The sequence below is a fragment of the Actinoplanes sp. NPDC049316 genome, assembly GCF_040677315.1.
Taxonomy (GTDB): domain Bacteria; phylum Actinomycetota; class Actinomycetes; order Mycobacteriales; family Micromonosporaceae; genus Actinoplanes.
The window spans coordinates 141,056-160,234 of record NZ_JBFAQM010000001.1; the positions used below are offsets into that span (position 1 = coordinate 141,056).

General features: G+C 74.2%; 6 protein-coding genes. 2 read left to right on the plus strand and 4 right to left on the minus strand.

The annotated features are described in order from the left end of the window. Nucleotides 1-28: 28 nt before the first annotated feature. Both AB0K03_RS00605 and AB0K03_RS00610 read left to right on the plus strand, forming a co-directional pair. Nucleotides 29-1,273 carry a hypothetical protein gene (locus tag AB0K03_RS00605; RefSeq protein WP_364678411.1) on the plus strand — a complete coding sequence of 415 codons (1,245 nt, stop codon included), beginning with the start codon at nt 29-31 and terminating at the stop codon, nt 1,271-1,273. Next, nucleotides 1,270-1,977 carry a 4'-phosphopantetheinyl transferase superfamily protein gene (locus tag AB0K03_RS00610; RefSeq protein ID WP_364678413.1) on the plus strand — a complete coding sequence of 236 codons (708 nt, stop codon included), beginning with the start codon at nt 1,270-1,272 and terminating at the stop codon, nt 1,975-1,977. Before AB0K03_RS00605 ends, AB0K03_RS00610 begins: the two co-directional genes overlap by 4 nt. Here AB0K03_RS00610 and AB0K03_RS00615 read toward each other — a convergent pair. From AB0K03_RS00615 to AB0K03_RS00630, 4 genes are read right to left on the minus strand one after another with little or no spacing between them, the layout of a single operon-like run. Further along, on the minus strand, nt 1,966-7,491 hold the full coding sequence (locus AB0K03_RS00615; RefSeq protein WP_364678416.1) for a carboxyl transferase domain-containing protein: 5,526 nt from the start codon (nt 7,489-7,491) through the stop codon (nt 1,966-1,968). The two genes, AB0K03_RS00610 and AB0K03_RS00615, sit on opposite strands and share 12 nt — an antisense overlap. A 15-nt stretch (nt 7,492-7,506) precedes the next feature. Further along, entirely contained in the window at nt 7,507-15,393 is a 7,887-nt protein-coding gene (locus AB0K03_RS00620; RefSeq protein ID WP_364678419.1) for an SDR family NAD(P)-dependent oxidoreductase, read from the minus strand. Continuing rightward, complete coding sequence (locus AB0K03_RS00625) at nt 15,390-17,063, minus strand: acyl-CoA dehydrogenase family protein (RefSeq protein ID WP_364678422.1); 1,674 nt, start codon at nt 17,061-17,063, stop codon at nt 15,390-15,392. Before AB0K03_RS00625 ends, AB0K03_RS00620 begins: the two co-directional genes overlap by 4 nt. A gap of 2 nt (nt 17,064-17,065) precedes the next feature. Beyond that, the gene (locus AB0K03_RS00630; RefSeq protein ID WP_364678425.1) at nt 17,066-19,162 is read right to left on the minus strand and encodes a (Fe-S)-binding protein; all 2,097 of its coding nucleotides are present in this window, start codon (nt 19,160-19,162) and stop codon (nt 17,066-17,068) included. Nucleotides 19,163-19,179: the final 17 nt, after the last annotated feature.

Genomic DNA, 19,179 nt, shown 5'->3' on the forward strand with positions numbered 1-19,179 from the left:
TGAACCCTGCGGCGGACGGGAGCTTGCGATGAGCGGCGACGCGGAGATCCGGGCGGCCGGGAGGATGGTCGGCGACGCGCTCGCCGGCGCGGTCGGCGTCGTCCGGGACACCCACCGGGCCATCGCCGACCGGGCGTTCGCCGCCGGGGGACCGGCCGCGCGGCCGATCCGCGCGGTGCACGGCCTCATCTCCGAGAGCGTGTACGCGACCGTGCTCGGCGCCCACGCCGTGGTGCCGCGGCTGATCGGCGTCGCGGTCGGCCACGGCTGGCGCCCCGAGCAGGCGCCGCTGTCGGGGCATCGGGCCGGCCGGATCGCCCTCGGCGTGATCAACGGATTGTGGGGCGACACGGTCAGCGGCCGGCACCCGGAGCTGGCGACCCCCATGACGATCCGGTCCGGCGCCGCGGACGTCCCGCCCACCACCGAGGCGCTGCGGGCGGCCTTCCCCGCGGCGAGCCCGCGTATCGCGCTGTTCGTGCACGGCCTCTGCGAGACCGAGGAGTACTGGTCGCTGGCCGCCGAACGGCACCACGGGACGCGCAGCACCACGCTCGGCTCCCGGCTGGAGCGCGACCTCGCCTGCACCCCCGTGTACGTGCGCTACAACAGCGGCCTGCACGTGTCCGACAACGGGCTGGCGCTGGCCGCCCTGCTCGAGGACCTGGTCGCCCACTGGCCGGTTCCCGTGGAGCAGATCACCCTCGTCGGCCACTCGATGGGCGGGCTCGTGATCCGCAGCGCCGGCCGGCAGGGCACCGCCGCCGGGCACGGGTGGGTGCCGGCGGTGCGCCACGTCGTCTGCCTGGGCACGCCCCATCTCGGCGCGCCGCTCGCCCGGGGCGTGCACACCACCGCGTGGCTGCTGGCCCGGTTCCCCGAGAGCCGCCCCATCGGCCGGCTGCTGGGCGGGCGCAGCGCCGGGGTCCACGACCTCGGCTACGGCGCGCTGGTGGAGGAGGACTGGCGCGACGTCGACCCGGAGGCGCTGCCGAGCGACTGCTGCACCGAGGAACCGGTCCTGCCGCACGCCGATCACTACTTCATCGGCGCCACCGTCACCCGGGAGCACGACAATCCGCTCGCCACCGTCCTCGGTGACCTGATCGTGCCGTACCGCAGCGCCGTCGCCGCCGGCCATCCGCGCCGGTTGCCGCCGGGCTCGGCCACCGGCCGCCACCTCGGCGGCCTGCACCACTTCGACCTGCTCAACCATCCGGCGGTGCATGAGGAGCTGTGCGCGTTGCTCGCGGCGACGGAACCGCCGCCGTGACGCGGTGGCTGGCCCGCGGCGAGGCGTCCCTGCCGGACGGACAGCGGTGGCTGTCGCCCGCCGAGGCGGCCCGCGCCGCCGCGCTGGCCTATCCGAAGCGGCGCACCGAATACCTGCTGCGCCGGCTGGCCGCCAAGCACGCGGCGGCCGCCGTCACCGGACGCTCCGCCGAGCCGGCCGCGCTGGCCGGGGTGCAGGTGCTCAACGCGCCGGACGGTGCGCCGTACGTGCTGATCGACGGGGTGGCGGCGGGGTTCGACGTGTCGGTCGCCGACCGGGCCGGGTGGGCGGTCTGCGTCGTGGGCCGGGGCGTCGGGTGCGACCTGGAACTGGTGGAGCCGCGCAGCCCGGCGTTCGTCCGGGACTTCCTGACCGGAGCGGAGCAGCGCTTCGCCGCCGGCAGCGATGCCGCCGCCAACCTGATCTGGTCGGCGAAGGAGAGCGCGCTCAAAGTGCTCCGGACCGGGCTGCGGCGTGACACCCGCAGCGTCGAGGTCACCGCCGGCGCGTCCGGAGCGGACGGTTGGGGTGCGCTGACCGTACGCGTGACCGAGGGCTCCCCGATGACCGGCTGGTGGCGCCGGGAGGGCGCGTTCGTGTTCACCGTCGTGACCGCGGAGCCGGACGTCGCGCCGATCTGCCTCGATCAGCGGGACGTCCTGGCCACCGCGGCGCCGCAGCACTCCTGGCTGTCACCCCGCTGACCGCAGAATTCCCCGCTCCAGGGCGGCCACGAGATCCGGCCGGAGCCGATCGGCGCTGATGATGCGGTCCACCGAGCCCACGGCCATCGCGCGCTGTACCGTGTGGATGCGGTCGAACTCGTCGGCCACCTCGCCCAGCTTCGCCGACCGTACCGTCGCGGTGATCTCGGCCAGGCGGGCCCGCAACGCTCCCGCGGCCGGATCCGCGGCGGCGCGCAGCTTCTCGGCCGCCTCGCGGACCCGGGGGTCGCGCTGGGTCCGGGCGGTCACCTCGCGGGCGAAGACCGTGGCCGCGGCCGGGGCGCCGCCGATCACCGACGCGTACGAACCCTCCACGGCGACCATCTCCAGCCGTTCGTTGAGCGCCTTGGAGAACACCACGAACGCGCCACCGTGGTAGCGGGAGATCACCACGAACACGATCGGGCCGCGGAAGTTGGTCATCGCCCGGCCGATCTCGGCGCCGTACTCGAGCTGCCAGCGCCGCATCGACTCCGGCGAGCCGTCGAAGCCGGACAGGTTGGCCAGCACCACCAGTGGCCGGTTGCCGCTGGCGGCGTTCACGGCCCGGGCCAGTTTGCGCGACGACTGGGGGAACAGGGTGCCCGACGTCCACGCCGACGGCCCGCCGGCCGGCACGAACCCGCGCCGGGTCACCGTGTGCGACTCGATCCCCAGCAGACAGACCGGGATGCCGCCGATCCGCGCGTCCCAGACGATCGCGATCTCCGCGCCGCGCCAGTACGCCCACCGCTCCAGCGGCACCGCGTCGGTGTCGGTGACGGCCCGCATCACCGAGCGCATGTCGAACGGCTTCTTGCGATCGGCGTTGCGCTCGGCGGAGAACACGTCGCCCACCGACGTCAGGTCGGTGCCGGGCACGGCGGCGTGCGGGGCGCCGCGGACGTCGCGGTCCACCGGGTCGGCGGTGGGATGCCGGCGGGGACAGGTCTCCCCGGGCACGACGTACGTGTGCTCGTAGTGGCGCAGCAGGATCTCGCAGGCGTCGGCCAGCGTGGCGGCCCAGTACTGCGCCTGCCCGTTCGGGCCCATGATGCGGTCGAAGCCGCCGATGCCGAAGTTGTCCTCGGCCGAGACCCCGCCGGAGAAGTCCAGCGCCTGCTTGCCGGTCAGCACCATCGCGCTCGACGGCGTCATCACCAGGATCCCACGGGTGTGCATGAGCATCGTCGCCTCGGCGTTCCAGTACGGCTGGGCACCGACGTTGATGCCGGTGACGATGACGTTCACCTCCCCGCCGGCCTGGGTGAACTCGATCAGCCGGCGCAGCACCGCGGCGATCCAGTCCATGTTCTCCGTGCCGCTGTCCATCGCGATCCTGGCGCCGGACGACAGGGCGAACCACTCCACCGGCACCCGCAACCGCTCGGCCAGGTCGAGGGCCGCGATCACCCGCCGGCACTCAGGCTCGGCGAGGTTGCCCAGCCCGCGGGTCGGGTCGCCGAGCAGCGCCACCCGGGCCATTCCCCCGGGCACCGTCACGGTGTCGTTGCTCAGCACGCCGACCACGATGTTCGCGGTGTTCAGGCCGTACGGGCGGGACACCTCGGCGAGGTCGCCGCGCTCGTCGAGGTCGTACTCGGTGAACCGGCCGACCGGGAACCGCGCGACGGCGCCGGGTGGCGGCGTGAGCAGCCGGACGATCTCGTACGGGTAGGGCGCCCCGAACCGCCGCGCCCGCAGCACCTTCTGCCGGTACGGCGTCAGCGGCCGGATCGGCTCCTGCCCCGGCGGCCGCTCGCGCACGGTCACCCCGGTGCCCCAGCCCTCCACGTGCAGCACCGAGTCGCTGCCGTCGGGCCGGCGTACCCGCAGCACCACCTTCTCCAGGCCCGCCCCGATCGCCAGCGGCGCCAGCGAATTGACCAGCTCCGTCCACGCGTCCGGGGTGAGGTCCCACGGCGGCCGGACGTAGATCACGATCCGGTTGGCCGCGGGCAGGTCCGCCGCCGGGAATCCGGTGAGCGCCTCCCGGATGCCGGACAGCGCGCGCAGCCCCATCAGCTCCAGGCTCGGGTACCGCAGCGCGCCTCCCGCGTCCCGGGCGGGCCGCAGGTCACGCACCTCGGCCAGGGCGAAGAGCCGATGGTCCTTCGGGTTGTCGTGCGCGACCCCGTGGAACAGGTACACGTCCTCGGCCGACCGCAGCCGTTCGAGCCGGAAGTTCCCCAGCCGCCACAGGTCGAGCCGCTTGGCGAGCATCGGGTGCAGGTTGCGGTAGAGCCGGTCCTCGGTGAACTCGCCGTCGCGCGGGCGGTAGGTGAGGTGATGGGTGCGGAACCGCTCGGGCGCCAGACCGTCCACCATGGTCACGGTGACGTCGAGGCGGCGCGGTGGCCGGCCGAAGTCGCAGTCCGGCAGCAGCTTGCCGAGCTCCTCCGCGACCGCCTCGGTGTCGATCGGCTCGCCGTGCCGCCAGGTGGCCACGTCGACCACCACCTCGCGCCCGGCGCCGGCCGTCCGCAGGTGCGCGGCCACCGCGCGGGCCAGCCGGGGCAGCTCGGTCACCGGCGCGTACGCCGTCACCAGATGCCTCCCGCCGCCGGTCACCTCGTAGTCCGCGCAGCCCAGCAGCCAGCCGTCGACCTCGGCGAGGTGCAGCCCGGACAGCGTCCGGATCCGGTAGAAGCGGCGGGTGTAGACCTCGAGCAGCAGGCGCCGCACGGCCGGGTCGGAGGTGCCCCGCCAGCGGCGCAGGAGCGTGCCGCGCAGCGGTTGCGGGCAGCCGACGAGCCGGTCGATCCGATCGGGCGACGCCCCGGCGGCGAGCGCGTCGAGGTCGGCCTCCACGCGGGCGTACTCCTGGGCCACCACGTCGTCGAGCAGCGGCTCGTCGAGGTAGTGGTAGCGCACGTCGCGGGCCAGGTCGGCGATGACGGGATGGTGGAACTGCGCCGCGGCGGCGAGCCGGTCGAGACGCGCGCGGGTGCCCGCGTCGGCGTGGCGGGCCAGGTCGCCGTGGTGCCGTAGCCGCCGCTCAAGGATGCTCACGATCACCGGCGCCAGCTCACCGACCCTGCGGAACGAGCGCGACATCCACACGACCGCCTCCTCCAGCTCGGGGGTGCGGTCGAGGCCGGCGACGTCGTACCGGCGCAGCGCGCGTTCCAGCCGGCGGCGGTACTCGTCGGGCAGCCCGGCCCGGTCGGCGTCCAGCCACTGCAGGTACGACAGCAGGTATTCCTGGGCGCTGCCCTCGGTGGAGGCGTCGTCGGGGTCGACCGGGCCCCGCGGCCGGTACAGCGAGCCCACGTCGGCGTACAGGTCCAGCAGGCTGTTCTCGCAGCGCAGCAGTCCCGGGTCGGCGGGCGGGGCGGTCTCACCGAGGCGGCGCTGGCGGGTGATCATCGCCCGTACGGAGGCCGGGTCGAGGTCGTAGCCCAGCAGGTAGCCGCGCAGGGCCGCGTAGACCCGGTCGCACGGCGGGGTGCCCGGCGGCGGGACGACGACCAGCCCGGCGAGCTCCACCCGCGTCCCGGCGGCGGTCGTACGGGTGCCGTCCGGCCGGATCCGCACCACCGGCGCCCCCGCGTCCACCTGCACGTTCTCGGCGGTCTCGACCGACACGACGACGCCGTCGAGCGGGGCGGTGATCGTCGACTCCATCTTCATGCTCTCGAGCACTGCGAGCGGCTGCCCCACGCTCACCGCGTCGCCCGGCGCGACCAGCACCGACACCACGAACGCCGGACCGGGGCTGCGGACGACGCCGCCGTCGTCGCGCGAGACCACATGGGACCGGCCGTCGACGTCCAGCCGGATCGTGGCGCCCTCGACCACCGCGACGATCCGGTGCGGCCGGTCGCCGACGCGCACCCGGAGCTGGTGGCCGTCGCGCCGTTCCACCGTCAGGTCGGCGGCGCCGGTCGCGCTGGTGATCCGGTACGTGCGCCGCCCGGTGCGGTACACCTGCAGGTCGTAGTGCTGACCCCGATAGCGCAGCCGGCAGCGGTGTCCCACCTCGGGCGTGGGCTCCGCACCGCCGCGCCGGGCCCGCGCGTGGAACGCGGCCTGTTCCGCGGCCTGGTCGAGGTCGTACGACGTCACGGCGGCCGCCAGCAGCGCCACCGGATCCGGGTCGGGCAGGTGCGCGCCGTCGGCGGTCAGCCGGTCCAGCCAGTGGTTGTCGAACCGGCCGGCGTGCACCTCGGGCCGGGCCAGCACGCCGAGCAGGAACGACCGGTTCGTGGTGCCGCCCTCGATCACCACCGTGGTGTCGTCCAGGGCGCGTCGCAGCCGGGACAGCGCCTCCGTACGGTCCTGGCCCCACGCCACGATCTTCGCGATCATCGAGTCGAAGTCGGGCGGGATCCGGTCGCCTTCGCGGAAACCGGGGTCGACGCGGACGCCGGTCCCGGTGGGCAGGGTGAGGCGGGCGAGCCGGCCGGGCGCGGGCGCGAAGCCGTGCTCCGGATCCTCCGCGCACAGCCGGGCCTCGACCGCGTGGCCGCGCACCGGCGGCGGCGCACCGGTCAGCCGGCCGCCGGCGGCCACGTGCAGCTGCAGCTTCACCAGGTCGAGCCCGGTGGTCGCCTCGGTCACCGGGTGCTCCACCTGCAGCCGGGTGTTCACCTCCAGGAACATGAACCGGCCGGTGTCCGGATCGACCAGGAACTCGACCGTGCCGGCATTGCGGTAACCGGCCGCCGCAGCGACACGGACCGCCGCGTCGCGGATCGCGGCCTCGGCCGCGGCGTCCAGCACCGTCGAGGCGGACTCCTCGAGCACCTTCTGGTGCCGCCGTTGCAGGGTGCAGTCGCGGACGCCGACCGCCCAGGTGGTGCCGTACCCGTCGGCGATCACCTGGACCTCGACGTGGCGCGCGCTCGGCACCAGCTTCTCCAGGAACAGCGTCGGATCGCCGAACGACTGCCGTGCCTCCTCGCGCGCCGAGGCGAACGCCGCCGGCAGGGCGGCCGCGGAGTGCACGAGCCGGATGCCCCGCCCGCCGCCGCCGGCGGAGGCCTTGAGCACCAGCGAATACCCGATCCGCTCGGCCCGCGCGAGGGCGTCGTCCGGGTCGCCGACCGGCTCGTCGCTCCACGGCACCACCGGCACCCCGGCCCGCTGCGCCACCCGCTTGGCCGCCACCTTGTCGCCGAGCATCCGGATCGTCGCGCTGTCCGGGCCGACGAACACGATCCCCGCCTCCTCGCAGCGCTGCGCGAAGGAGGCCCGCTCGGACAGGAAGCCCCAGCCCACCCAGACCGCGTCCACGCCGGCGCGCACCAAGGTGTCGATCACCGCCGGCTCGTCGAGATAGCGGGACCGGCGCTCGCCGGTGCCGGGGTCGGTGTACGTCGCCGAGCCCAGCGACACCGCCTCGTCGGCCTCCTGGACGAACCACGCGTCGGCGTCCGGATCGGTGTACAGCACCACCGTCGTGATCGGTGGGCGGTCGCCGAGCCGGTTGAGCTCGCGGACGGCGGTCAGGGCCCGGATCGCCGGCTCACCGCGGTTGGCGATGGCCAGCCGCCGGATGCTGGGCAGCATGGCGTCAGTCCTTCCTCAGCGATCCATCACCGAACGGAAGGGAGCGCAGACGTCGTCCGGCAACGGTTCGGGCAGTTGCACCGTGCGGTACCCGTCGACCCGCAGCACGACGGCGCCGCCGTCGTCGCGGACCACGCAGTCGAAGCCGCCACGCCCGTCCGGCCGTGCGACGGCCAGGAGCCCGGCGTTCTCCGCCGGTCCGGGGCCGATCCGGACCGCGTCGACGTGTGCGGGCAGCGCCAGCCGGCCCTGCCGGCCGGCCTCCCAGAGGCCGGCGGTCTGGAAGCACAGCTCCACCAGCCGGGGCCCGGTCACCGTCGGCGAGCCGGCCTGGCTCGGCAGGCCGTCGGCGAAGCGGGCCGCCGCGCCGTCGCCCTGACGCCACGCGGAACCCACGACCTGGTACGCCGGTCCGTGGAAGTACAGCCGGTACACCTCGCCGGGGGTCAGCTCCGGCGGCTGCGGGGTCACCTCGCCGTCGTCGCGACCGGGCTCGTACGGCTGGGCGGACAGGCGTACGGATCCGGTGAAGTTGACGGTCCGCTGGACCTCGCCGGTGCCGGGCAGCGTGCGTTCGGTCGACAGCCGGCACTCGGCCACCAGGTCCGGGCCGGCCGGGCGCAGCAGCGCCGTGACCCGCAGCGTGCGCGGCTCGTCGCGGTAGAACTTCACCGGCGCGCCGAAGTCGACGTCCTCGACGGCCACCACGTGCCGGTCCGGCGCGAGCTGGCGGGCCGCCTCGGCGAAGGCCTCGATGCCCATCACGCCGGGCAGCACCGGGGTGCCGTCGATGCGGTGGTCGTTCAGGAACGGCGTGGTGGCCGGATCCAGCGTCGTGGTCACCACCAGTCCGTCGTGGACGCTCAGGCCCGCGGGAACGGTCGCCACCGGGCCGCCGGCCGGCAGCGTCGCCGGGTCCAGCCCGCCGGTCTCGTGATACTCGGCGGCCATCGCGCCGAGCGCCCCGGCGACGACCACCTCTGCGCCGGCGGTGACGCAGGTCAGCTCCCGCCGGACCCAGGGCACGCCCACCGCGGCCGGCAGCATCTCGACCCCGGCGCGCTCCATGAGCTGCGGGATGGAGCCGCGGGTGGCCATCCCGATGTCGCCCCACGCGGTCCAGTCGATCGCGAGGGCCCGTACGCCCGGATGGCTGCGCCGCAGGCTGCTCAGCACCTTGCACTGCAGGTCGTTCGCGGCGCTGTAGTCGGTCTGCCCCACGTTGCCGAACCGGCCCGCGACCGAGCTGAACGCGAGCACCGTGCCCAGCTGCAGGCCGCGCGCGGCGTGCAGCACGGTGAACAGGCCGTCGCCCTTGACTCCCAGCACGAGGTCGAATTCGGCCGGTTCCTTGTCCGGCAGCGCGTGGCTGATCTCCACCCCGGCGGCGTGCAGCAGCACGTCGATCCGGCCGCCCGCGTCGCGGATCTCGGCCATGACCTTCTCGACGGCGCCCGGGTCGGTCAGGTCGACCGGGTGGTAGTGGGCGGACCCGCCGGCCCGCTCGACCGCTTGCACGGCGGACAGCGCGGCCTGCAGCCGTTCGAAGCGGGCCAGTTCGCGGTCGATGAGCACGGGGGTGGGCCGCTCGCCGCGCTCGCGCATCCGGGATGCCAGCTCCGCCTTGAACCCTTCGCGGTCCTCGGCGTACCGGCGCAGGTCGGGATCCGCCGGGTCGGGCTTCGGCGTCAGGTCGAGCAGGTGGAAGGTTCCGCGCGAGGCGGCCGCCAGGTCGGCGGTGATGGCCGACACGATGCTGCCGGCCGCGCCGGTGATGACGAACACCTGGTCCGGGCCGAGGGCGGCGGTGGCGGGCGGGAACGGGCGGTCCGCCAGGCCGACGCCCCAGCGCCGGCCGTCGGCGTACCCGACCTCGACGCAGCCGGGGTCGCGCAGCGTCTCGTCCACCAGCCGGTCCGCCGGCGCCGCCGTCTTCCGGCCGGCCGCGAAGTCCACGGCCTTGACCAGGGCGTCCGGCCGCTCCCGGCGGTACGCCTTCGCGAAGCCGGTGACGGCCCCGCCCAGCGGGCACGTCGCGCCGGCCTCGTCGTAGCCGTGGTAGCCGCCCAGCCGCGTCGCGGTCACCAGGAACGGGCTGCCCTCGTAGAGCCGCCGCATGGTGGTGTAGAGCGTGCGCACCCGGCGGTTCAGCGCCGCGCGCCAGCCGTCCAGGCCGAGCTCGTCGAGCGGGCCCTCGTCGTCCAGCGCGGCCAGCCAGTACACGCCGTGCACCGGGCCGGCGGACAACGCCTCGTCCAGTCCCGGGCCGGGATCGTCGGGGTCGAGGGCCGACACCTGCACCCCCAGGCGGGTCAGCCGGGTCACCAGCGCGTCGGCGACGCCCCCCTGGTCGGGCAGCACCACGACGCGGGTCTCCGCGTCCAGGGTGACGCCGGTGGGGACGCAGTCGGCCGCGCCCGGGCGCAACGCGGGCACGGGCACCCGCCGGGTGATCCCGCCGGTGGCCGGGGCCGGTTCCGGTGCGGCGGCCTGCGCCGCGGCCGGTTCGTCCGCGGCGGGGGTGGCCGTCTTCTCCCTGATCCAGCCGATGACGTGGGTGAGGGTGGGGAAGTCGCGCAGGCGCAGGTTGTCGTCGCGGGCGACGCCGAAGCGCTCGCGGACGGCGGCGAAGACCTCGGCTTGTTTGACGGTGTCGACGCCGAGGTCGGCTTCGAGGTCGAGGTCGACGTCGAGCAGGTCCGGTGGGTAGCCGGTCAGCCCGGACACGATGCCGACCACGGCGTCGGTGACGTCGTCGCCGGCCGGCGGCTCAGGAGCGGGCGGCTCCTGCACCGCGGGCTGCGCCACCGGTGGCCTCCCCGTCGGCTGCGTCTTCTCCTTGATCCAGCCGATGACGTGGGTGAGGGTGGGGAAGTCGCGCAGGCGCAGGTTGTCGTCGCGGGCGACGCCGAAGCGTTCGCGGACGGCGGCGAAGACCTCGGCTTGTTTGACGGTGTCGACGCCGAGGTCGGCTTCGAGGTCGAGGTCGACGTCGAGCAGGTCCGGTGGGTAGCCGGTCAGCCCGGACACGATGTCCACCACGGCGCCGGTGATGTCGTCAGCCGGCGTCGCCGGCTCCGGCTCGGCGGGCGGTGCCTCTTCGGCGGGCGGCGCGACGGTCACGGATGCCGCGGCCGGCACGGGCTGGACAACCGGCACGGGTTCGAAAACCGGCGCAGGCTCGAAAACCGGCGCAGGCTCGAAAACCGGCGCGGGCTCGAAAACCGGTGTGGGCGACGCGATCGGGGCTGGTGCCGGCGATGCAACCGGTGCCGCGACCGGCGCGCCGGCGTCGGCGACGCGCAGGCGGCGCTGCACGACCTCCAGCCGGGCGTCCGGGCCGGCGACCTCGGTCAGCCAGCGCTGCCACGCCGCCGGGTCCACGATGCGGTACGCGTACCCCAGCTCGTCGGGCGCCCGGTGCCGGCCGTCCGCGAGCGGCGTCCAGCGCAGCAGCGACATGGCGATCTGCGAGCCGAAGCCGGCCGCCAGGCGCAGCGCGTACCGCACCGGGTAGGCGCCGCCGGTGGACAGGTTGAGCCGGCCGAGCTCCGGGTCGGGTTCCTTGAAGTTGGGCACCGGCGGCACCAGCCCGGTCTCCAGGGCCTTCATGGCCACCACGTCCTCGATGCCGGCGCCCATCGCGTGCCCGGTGAAGCCCTTCGTGTTGGTGATGACGACGGCGTCGGCGTCGGCGCCGAACACCCGGCGCAGCGCGTTGATCTCCGCGGCCGCGCTGCCCCCGCGGGCCGGGGTGTACGTCTCGTGCGAGACGAAGACGGTCGCCGGCGCGATCGCGTGCCGCCGTACGCCGCGCGCCTCGGCCTGGCCGAGGAGCTGTTCCATCACCTGTCCGATGTGGTCCACGTCGAGCCGGGTGCCGTGGAAGGCGCTGTTGGCGGTGACCGCGCCCAGGACCTCGCAGATCGGCTGCAGGCCCCGTTCCCGGGCGGCCTCGGCGGACTCGACGACGAACGCCGCGGCGCCCATCCCGACGATCATCCCGTGCCGGCGCCGGTCGAACGGCGTCGCGGCCTCCTCCACGATGTCGTCGGTGGCGGCCGCGCCGGAGGCCAGGAACCCGGACGCCAGCCAGGGCAGCAGGGTGTCGGAGGTGGCGTCGTCGGCGGACACCACGACGACCCGCCGGCACCGGCCCGCCCGGATCCAGTCCTCGGCCAGCGCCGTCGCCTGGGTGGTGCTCGCGCAGGCGGCGTTGATCTGGGTGTTCGGGCCCCGGGCGCCGATGATCTCGGCGAACTGGGAGTGCCCCATCGACAGGCAGCGGAACAGGAAACGCCGGTCGAAGACGTACGGATCGCGCGCCAGCACGTGGCGCAGCTCGCCGATGCGGCGGTCCACCTCGGCGGTGGCCGGTCCGTCGTCGCCGAGCCGGGCCCGTACGGCCTCGAGCGCGAGCAGCTGATCGCGGCGGCCCCGGTCGGTGACGTACCGCTCGACGTCCTTGCCGAAGTTGTCGTAGCCGGGGAACGCCGACGCGAAGATCACGCCGGTGTCGTCGCGCATGGCCGCCGGCAGTCCCCAGCGGTCGGGCAGGCTGGTGCCCAGGGTGGTCGTCTTGTAGTGCATGACCAGGGGGATGCCGGCGTCGCGCAGCGCGTCGAACCCGGCGCCGATGGCCAGCCGGGTGGAGTTGTCGAGCGCCTCGTCGCGGGCCGCGTCCACACCGAACTCGGTCACGATGTCGACCGGCGCGCCCCGGCCGGCGAGCTTGATGACGTCGGCCTCGTTGTCGATCGTCTCGAACGTGGGGTCGCCGGACTCGCGCTTGACCAGCCGGGTGATGTGCCGGTCGACCATCGAGCGGCGCAGCCGGTGCGGGATCGTGTCGATGAACTGCTGGCCGGCCAGGATGCGGGCCACGTTCTCGTCGTCGAAGACCCGCTCCACACCGGGCAGGCCCAGCGCGGCGCCGGTCACCACCACCGGCTCGGGGCTCGCGGCCGGCCGGCCGCCGGGACGGGCGCCGGTGTGGACCTGCAGGCCGCGTTCGAGGACGTCGGCGAACATCCGGCCCAGCTCGGCGTAGTGGTCCGTGGTCATGGGAATCCTCTCCGGCTCGCTCGAGGCGGCAGGTGCGGCTGCCGGCCGGCCGAAGCCGAGGCCGGCCGCGTACAGGCCGCAGAGGGCCTGGTTGAACGAGGCAACGTCGCCGGCCTTGGGGTGGTTGGTGAACAGCGCCAGCACGTCGTCGCCGAGGACGTCCTCGGCGAACCCGTGCAGCGCCTTCTTCGGGCCGACCTCGACGAAGATCCGGGCGCCGGCCGCGTACAGGGTGCGCAGCCCCTTGACGAACTGCACGGGGGACGCGACCTGGCGGCCGAGCAGGTCGAGCATGGTCTCCACGTCCGCGTCGGCCGGATAGAACTCGCCGGTCACGTTGGACACGATCGGCAGCACCGGCGGGCGTACGTCCAGCCGCCGCAGCGCCGCCTTGAGCGGCTCACCGGCCGGCGCGACGATCGACGTGTGGAAGGCGTGGCTGACCGGGATCCGGGTGGCGTTCATCCCGGCGTCCTGGAACGCCTGGACGGCCCGCTCCACCGCCTCGGTGGCGCCGCCGACGACCGCCTGCCTGGTGCTGTTGATGTTCGCGACGACGACGTACCCGTCGGTCGCCGCGACGATCCGCTCGATCTCCTCGAGCGGGCCGAACACCGCCGCCATCGCGCCGTTGTCGGCCATGGTGAGGCTGGACATCTCGTGGCCGCGCGCGCTGACCGCCTCCAGCGCCGCGTCGAACGACAGCGCGCCCGCGGCGACCAGGGCGCCGTACTCGCCGAGGCTGTGGCCCATCACCAGGTCGGGGCGGACGCCGTAGGCGTCCAGCAGCCGGGTGAGCGCCAGATCCGTCGCCAGGACCGCCGGCTGGGTGATCTCGGTCTGCATCAACTGCTGCTCCAGCCGCTGCCGGGTGGCGTCGTCGGTGCTCTCGTCGAAGACGTACGCGGTCAGCGGCCGCCCGAGCAGCGGCGCCATCACCCGGTCCGCCTCGGCGAAGGCGCCGGCCACGACGGGCTCCCGGGAGCGCAGGTCGTGCAGCATGTTCACGTACTGCGAGCCCTGACCGGTGTAGAGGAACGCGACCCGGCCCGGAGCCCCGCGCCCCGCGAACACGCCCTGCGCCCGCAGGATCCGCCATCGCGCGGGGTCGTCGGCGCGCAACGCCTCCACCGCCTTGGTGGCCTTGGCCGCGAGGTCCGCGGCGTCGGCGTAGTCGATGGCGACCCGCACGGCCGCCCCGGCGAGCGCGGGATCGGGCGCCGCGGGAGCGGGCACCCGGCCGGCTGACGCCTCGGCGGCCAGCCGGGTGAGCTGCCCGGCGACCTCGGTCTCGTCCCGGCCGCCGACCACCGCCGCGCCCCGCAACGGGGGCTTCGGGGCCTTCGGCGTCGCGGCGGTCAGGTCCACCCCGGCGTACGAGCGGGCGGTCTGCGTGGGCGGGCGGTGCCGGCCGGGGACGTACTCCTCGACGACCGCGTGGAAGTTGGTGCCGCCGAAGCCGAAGGCGCTGACCCCCGCGCACCGTACGCCCTCCCGGGGCGCGGGCCATTCGCGCAGCTCGGTGTTGACGCGGAACGGGATGGCGTCCCAGTCCACATTGGGATTGGGCTGATCGAAGTGCAGGCTCGGCGCGAGCACCTTCTCATGCAGGCTCAGTACCGTCTTGAAGAGCCCGGCGGCGCCCGCCGCGGCCTTGAGGTGGCCGATGTTCGACTTGACCGAGCCGAGCGCGATCGTCCCGGTCTCCGCGCCGGCCTTGGCGAACACGTCGCTGAGGCTGCCGAGCTCGGTGGCGTCACCCACCCGCGTCGAGGTGCCGTGGGCCTCCACGCAGGTCGCCAGCGCCGGGTTGAGCCCGGCGGTCTGCCAGGCCCGCTCCACCGCGAGGCGTTGCCCCACCGGGTTCGGCGCGGTGATGCCCTTGCCGCGGCCGTCGCTGGAGCCGCCGAGCCCGAGCAGGACCGCGTAGACGCGGTCGCCGTCGCGTTCGGCGTCGGCGAGGCGTTTGAGCACGAACAGCGCCGCGCCCTCGCCCATGACGAACCCGTCGGCGCCGGCGTCGAACGGCCGGGTCCCGGTGGCCGACAGCGCGCCGATCTTGCAGAACTTGACGAACGCCGCGGCGTTCATGTTGCGGTCGACGCCGCCGGTGATCGCGGCGTCGAAGTCGCCGGCCTGCAGCCCGCGCACCGCCGCCGACATCGCGGCCAGCCCGGAGGCGCAGGCCGCGTCGGTGGTGAAGTTGGGTCCGCGGAAGTTGAAGAGGTTGGCGATCCGGCCGGCGATGACGTTGGCCAGTTCGCCGGGCATGGTGTCCTCGGTGATCTCCGGCAGGCCGGCCAGCACCGATTCGCGGGTCTCGGCCAGGATCGCGGAGCGCACGTCCTGCGGCAGGGCGGCGAACGACGGTGCGGTGCCCAGCCGGTGCGCCAGCTCGGCGAACTCCACCCGCAGGACGGTGCGGTACTGCTTGTCACCGCCGATGGCGTTACCGATGATGACGGCGACGCGTTCCGGGTCCACCGGCCAGTCCGGCCAGCCGGCGTCGAGCAGCGCCGAGCGGGCGGCGGCCACCGACCACTTCTGACCCTCCTCCATCTGCGCGGATACCGCCGGCGGGACGGGCAGCCGCCAGGCCAGCGGGTCCCACTCGAAGTCGCGGACCCAGCCGCCGATGCGCGAGTACGTCTTGTCCGGCACGTGGGGATCCGGGTCGTAGAAGAGCCGCGGGTCCCAGCGTTCGGGCGGCACGTCGCTGATGGAGTAGCGGCCACCCTTGATGTTCGCCCAGAACGTGGCGGCGTCCGGCGCGTCCGGCATGACGGCGCCGAGCCCGACGACGGCGATGGGTGCGGGCGTGAAGCTTGCGGCGGTCATGATGACGCAGCCTCCAAGGGGGATGTGCGGTCGTACAGCGCCTCGGCGATGGTGTCCATGTCGGCGAGCAGCCCGGCCTGCGCGGCGCGGACCCGGTCCAGGGGCAGCCCGGCGGCCGGGTCGGCACCGGAACCGGCCCCGACCACCCACCGCAGGCCCTCCTCGGCGACCTTCAGCGCGGCCTCGCGGGCGAAGACGCGGCTGATCGCCGCCAGCGTCGCCGGCGCGAACCGCCGGTCCGCCTTCTCGGGCAGGGCGTCGGCGGCGGCCGCGGCGGCCCGGCGGGCGAGCGCACCGGCGCTCTCGGCGTACGCGATGAGCTCGCCGAGCCGCAGCAGGACGTGCTGGCTGCGGGTGAGCCGGCCGGCCCGGCAGGCGTCGAGCACCGCGGCGAGGCAGTCCAGGGCCAGGGCGGCGACCGGCCCGCCGCAGGTCCCGGGCAGCCCGGCGACCTCGCTCGCCAGGTCACGGTGGTAGCGGCCGGCGGTCTTCAGGTGCTGCTGCCAGCGGTCCCGGGCGATGGTCATCTCGAGGATCTCGGACGTGCCCTCGTAGATGGTGGTGATCCGGACGTCCCGCTTGATCTTCTCGACCTGGTACGGCCGGGTGTAGCCGTACCCGCCGTGCGCCTGGATCGCGGCCTCGGCCGCGGCGTTCCCCGCCTCGGTGGCCAGGTACTTGGCGATGGCGCCCTCGGTGTTCAGCGCCCCATCGGCGCCCGCCCCGGCGTCGAGCCGCCCGCAGGTCTCCTCGAGGAAGGCGCGGGCGGCCTCCAGGCGGACCAGGTGCGGCACGATCAGCTTGTGGGTGTACCCCTGCTTCTCGGACAGCGGCGTGCCGCCCTGGATCCGGTTGGCGGCGTACGCGATCGCCCGGTCGAGCGCCTCCCAGCCCCCGCCCAGCCCGAACGCGGCGACCATCACCCGCGTGTAGCCGAAGACCTGCTGCGCCTGGGTCAGCCCGCGTCCCTCGACCCGGCCGATGAGGTGCTCGGCCGGTACCAGCACGTCGTCGAGGAACAGCGCGGCGGTGTTCGACAGCCGGATCCCGTGCTTGTCCTCGGGCGGCGCCGCGGAGAAGCCGGGGGTGCCCCGCTCGACGACGAACCACGACGGGCCGCCCGGTGCGAGCGCGAGCACGGTGCAGACGTCCGCGATGGACCCGTTGCTGATCCACTGTTTGCGCCCGGTGATCCGGTAGCCGGTGATCCGGCCGTCGGTCTCCACCGGGATCGCCGTGGTGGTGAGCGCGCCGAGGTCACTGCCCGCCTCCGGCTCGGTGGCGCCGTACGCGAACAGCACGCCCTGCTCGGCGATGCGCCCGAGCCACTCCTTGCGCTGCTCCGGGGTCGCGCCGACGAGGATCGGGTCGCTGCCGAGGAAGGTGGCGAACACCGCGGTGGCGACGCCGATGTCGATCCGCGCCATGTGCTCGCAGATCCGGTACGAGTCGAACGCGCCGCCGCCCAGCCCGCCGTACTCCTCGGGGACGAAGACGAGGTGCACGCCGAGGTCCTCGCCGCACATCGCGCGGACGGTCTCCTCGGGGCAGGTGTCGTCGCGGTCGAGCTCGAGCCGGCGGCTCTCCGGCAGGTTCTGCGCGAGGAACCCGTCCAGCGAGGAGAGCATGAGCTGCAGGGTGTCCCGGTCGAGGCCGGTGGTCGTGGTCATGGCTACGCCCTTCGGTGGTCGTCCGCTGCGGGTTCGCGTACGGAGCGCAACAGCACCTCCGCCACGTCGGTCACCGTGACGTGGGCGCCGGCCCGGCCCTGCTGCTGCCGCAGCGCCACCCCGTCGGCGAGCATGTCGACGCAGTAGGGGCAGGCCGCCGCGACGACGTCCGGCTCGGCCGCGAGCAGTTCGTCCGTGCGGTTCTCGTTGATCCGGGTGCCGAGCGTCTCGTCCAGCCACATCCGGGCGCCGCCCGCGCCGCAGCAGAAGGACGTCTGCCGGGTCCGCTGCGGCTCCGCCAGCCGGGCGCCCGGCAGGGCGCCGAGGAGCTCCCGCGGCGGTGCGAAGACCCGGTTGTGCCGGCCGAGGTAGCACGGATCGTGGTAGGTGAGGGTGGCCCCGACCGGTGTGACGGGGATGAGCCGGCCCTCGGCGACGAGCCGGGCCAGCAGCTGGGTGTGGTGCAGCACCTCGTAAATTCCGCCCAGCTGCGGGTATTCGTTGGCGAGGGTGTTGAAGCAGTGCGCGCAGGTCGCCACGATCCGGCGTACGCCCGCGCCGTTGAGCGTCTCCACGTTCTGCCCGGCGAGTTGCTGGAAGAGCAGTTCGTGGCCGATGCGCCGGGCCGGGTCTCCGGTGCACGTCTCGCCGGCGCCGAGCACGGCGAACTCCACCCCGGCGGTGTGCAGCAGCTCGGCGACCGCGCGGCTGGTGCGCTGTGCCCGATCGTCGAAGGCGCCGGCGCAGCCGACCCAGAACAGGTACTCGACGTCGTCGGGGACGCGCTCACCGTCGAGCGTGCGGACCGCGAAAGTGAGGCCTTCCATCCATTCCGTACGGGCGCCCGCCCCGCGTCCCCACGGGTCTCCGGCGTGCTCGAGGTTGCGCAGCAGCACCCCGGCCTCGGGCGGGAACTCCGACTCCATCAGCACCTGGTAGCGCCGCATGTCGACGATGTGGTCGACGTGCTCGATGTCGACCGGGCACTGTTCCACGCACGCCCCGCAGGTGGTGCACGACCAGAGCACGTCCGGATGGATCACGCCGCCGGCGCCGACCAGTGGGGTCTGCGCGGCGGCCGAGGCGAGGGCGTCCACGCGCGACTTGTCCCCGGCCAGCAGGTACGGCGCGGCGGCCAGCGCGTGGTCGCGCAGCCCCATGACGAGCGCCTTGGGCGACAGCGGCTTACCGGTGTTCCAGGACGGGCACTGCGACTGACACCGCCCGCACTCGGTGCAGGTGGCGAAGTCGAGCAGGCCCTTCCAGGTGAAGTCCTCGATCGAGGAGCGGCCGATCCGGTCGTCCTCGCCGGGATCCTCGAAGTCGACCGGCTTGCCGCCGGAGTACACCGGCAGCAACGCGCCCAGCGCCCGCGGCCGGCGGCTGAACGCCACGTTCGCGACGGCGGTGAAGATGTGCAGGTGCTTCGAGTGCACGACCAGCACCAGGAACAACAGGATGATGCCGATCGCGAGCAGCAGCCCGGCCGTCTCGATGACGTCGTTGACGCCCGCGCCGAGCGGCCGGATCAGGCGGGCCACCGCCTCGGAGGCGAAAGCGCCGCTCGCGTACGGGAAGTTGCCGGTGTTGATTTGCGCGCCGCGGTAGAGCAGCAGGCTCCACACCACGTTGAAGATCATGAAGAGGACGAGCCACGCCGCGTCCAGGTGCGACCCGAAGAAGCGCGAGCCGCGGCCCTCGCGGGCGGGGGAGTGGCGGATCCGGATCGCCGCGAAGACGATCACCGACACCAGCGTCGCGGCGGCGAACAGGTCCTCGAGGAAGCCGAGCCAGGGCCGGGTGCCGATCAGCGGGAGGTGGAAGTCGCGCTGGAACAGCGCGCCGTACCCCTCGATGATCGTCAGCCCGAGCACCAGGAACCCCCAGAAGGCCAGCACGTGCGCCAGCCCGGGAACGGTCCAGGTGAGCAGCTTGCGCTGGCCGAGCACCTCGGTCAGCTCGGCGCGCAGCCGGGTGGCCACGCCGCGGGTGCGGCCGGGCTCGACCGGCTGGGCGGCCCGGCCGAGCCGGTACAGCATGGCGAGCCGGCGGCCGGCGACGGTGAACGCCACCGCGGTCATCAGCAGCCCGAGGACCATCCGGAGCACCATCGCCG

Coding starts and splice junctions, on each gene's coding strand:
- AB0K03_RS00605 (WP_364678411.1), top strand. CDS start 29: ATGAGCGGCGACGCGGAGATCCGGGCGGCCGGGAGGATGGTCGGCGAC.
- AB0K03_RS00615 (WP_364678416.1), bottom strand. CDS start 7,491: ATGCTGCCCAGCATCCGGCGGCTGGCCATCGCCAACCGCGGTGAGCCG.
- AB0K03_RS00620 (WP_364678419.1), bottom strand. CDS start 15,393: ATGACCGCCGCAAGCTTCACGCCCGCACCCATCGCCGTCGTCGGGCTC.
- AB0K03_RS00625 (WP_364678422.1), bottom strand. CDS start 17,063: ATGACCACGACCACCGGCCTCGACCGGGACACCCTGCAGCTCATGCTC.
- AB0K03_RS00630 (WP_364678425.1), bottom strand. CDS start 19,162: ATGGTCCTCGGGCTGCTGATGACCGCGGTGGCGTTCACCGTCGCCGGC.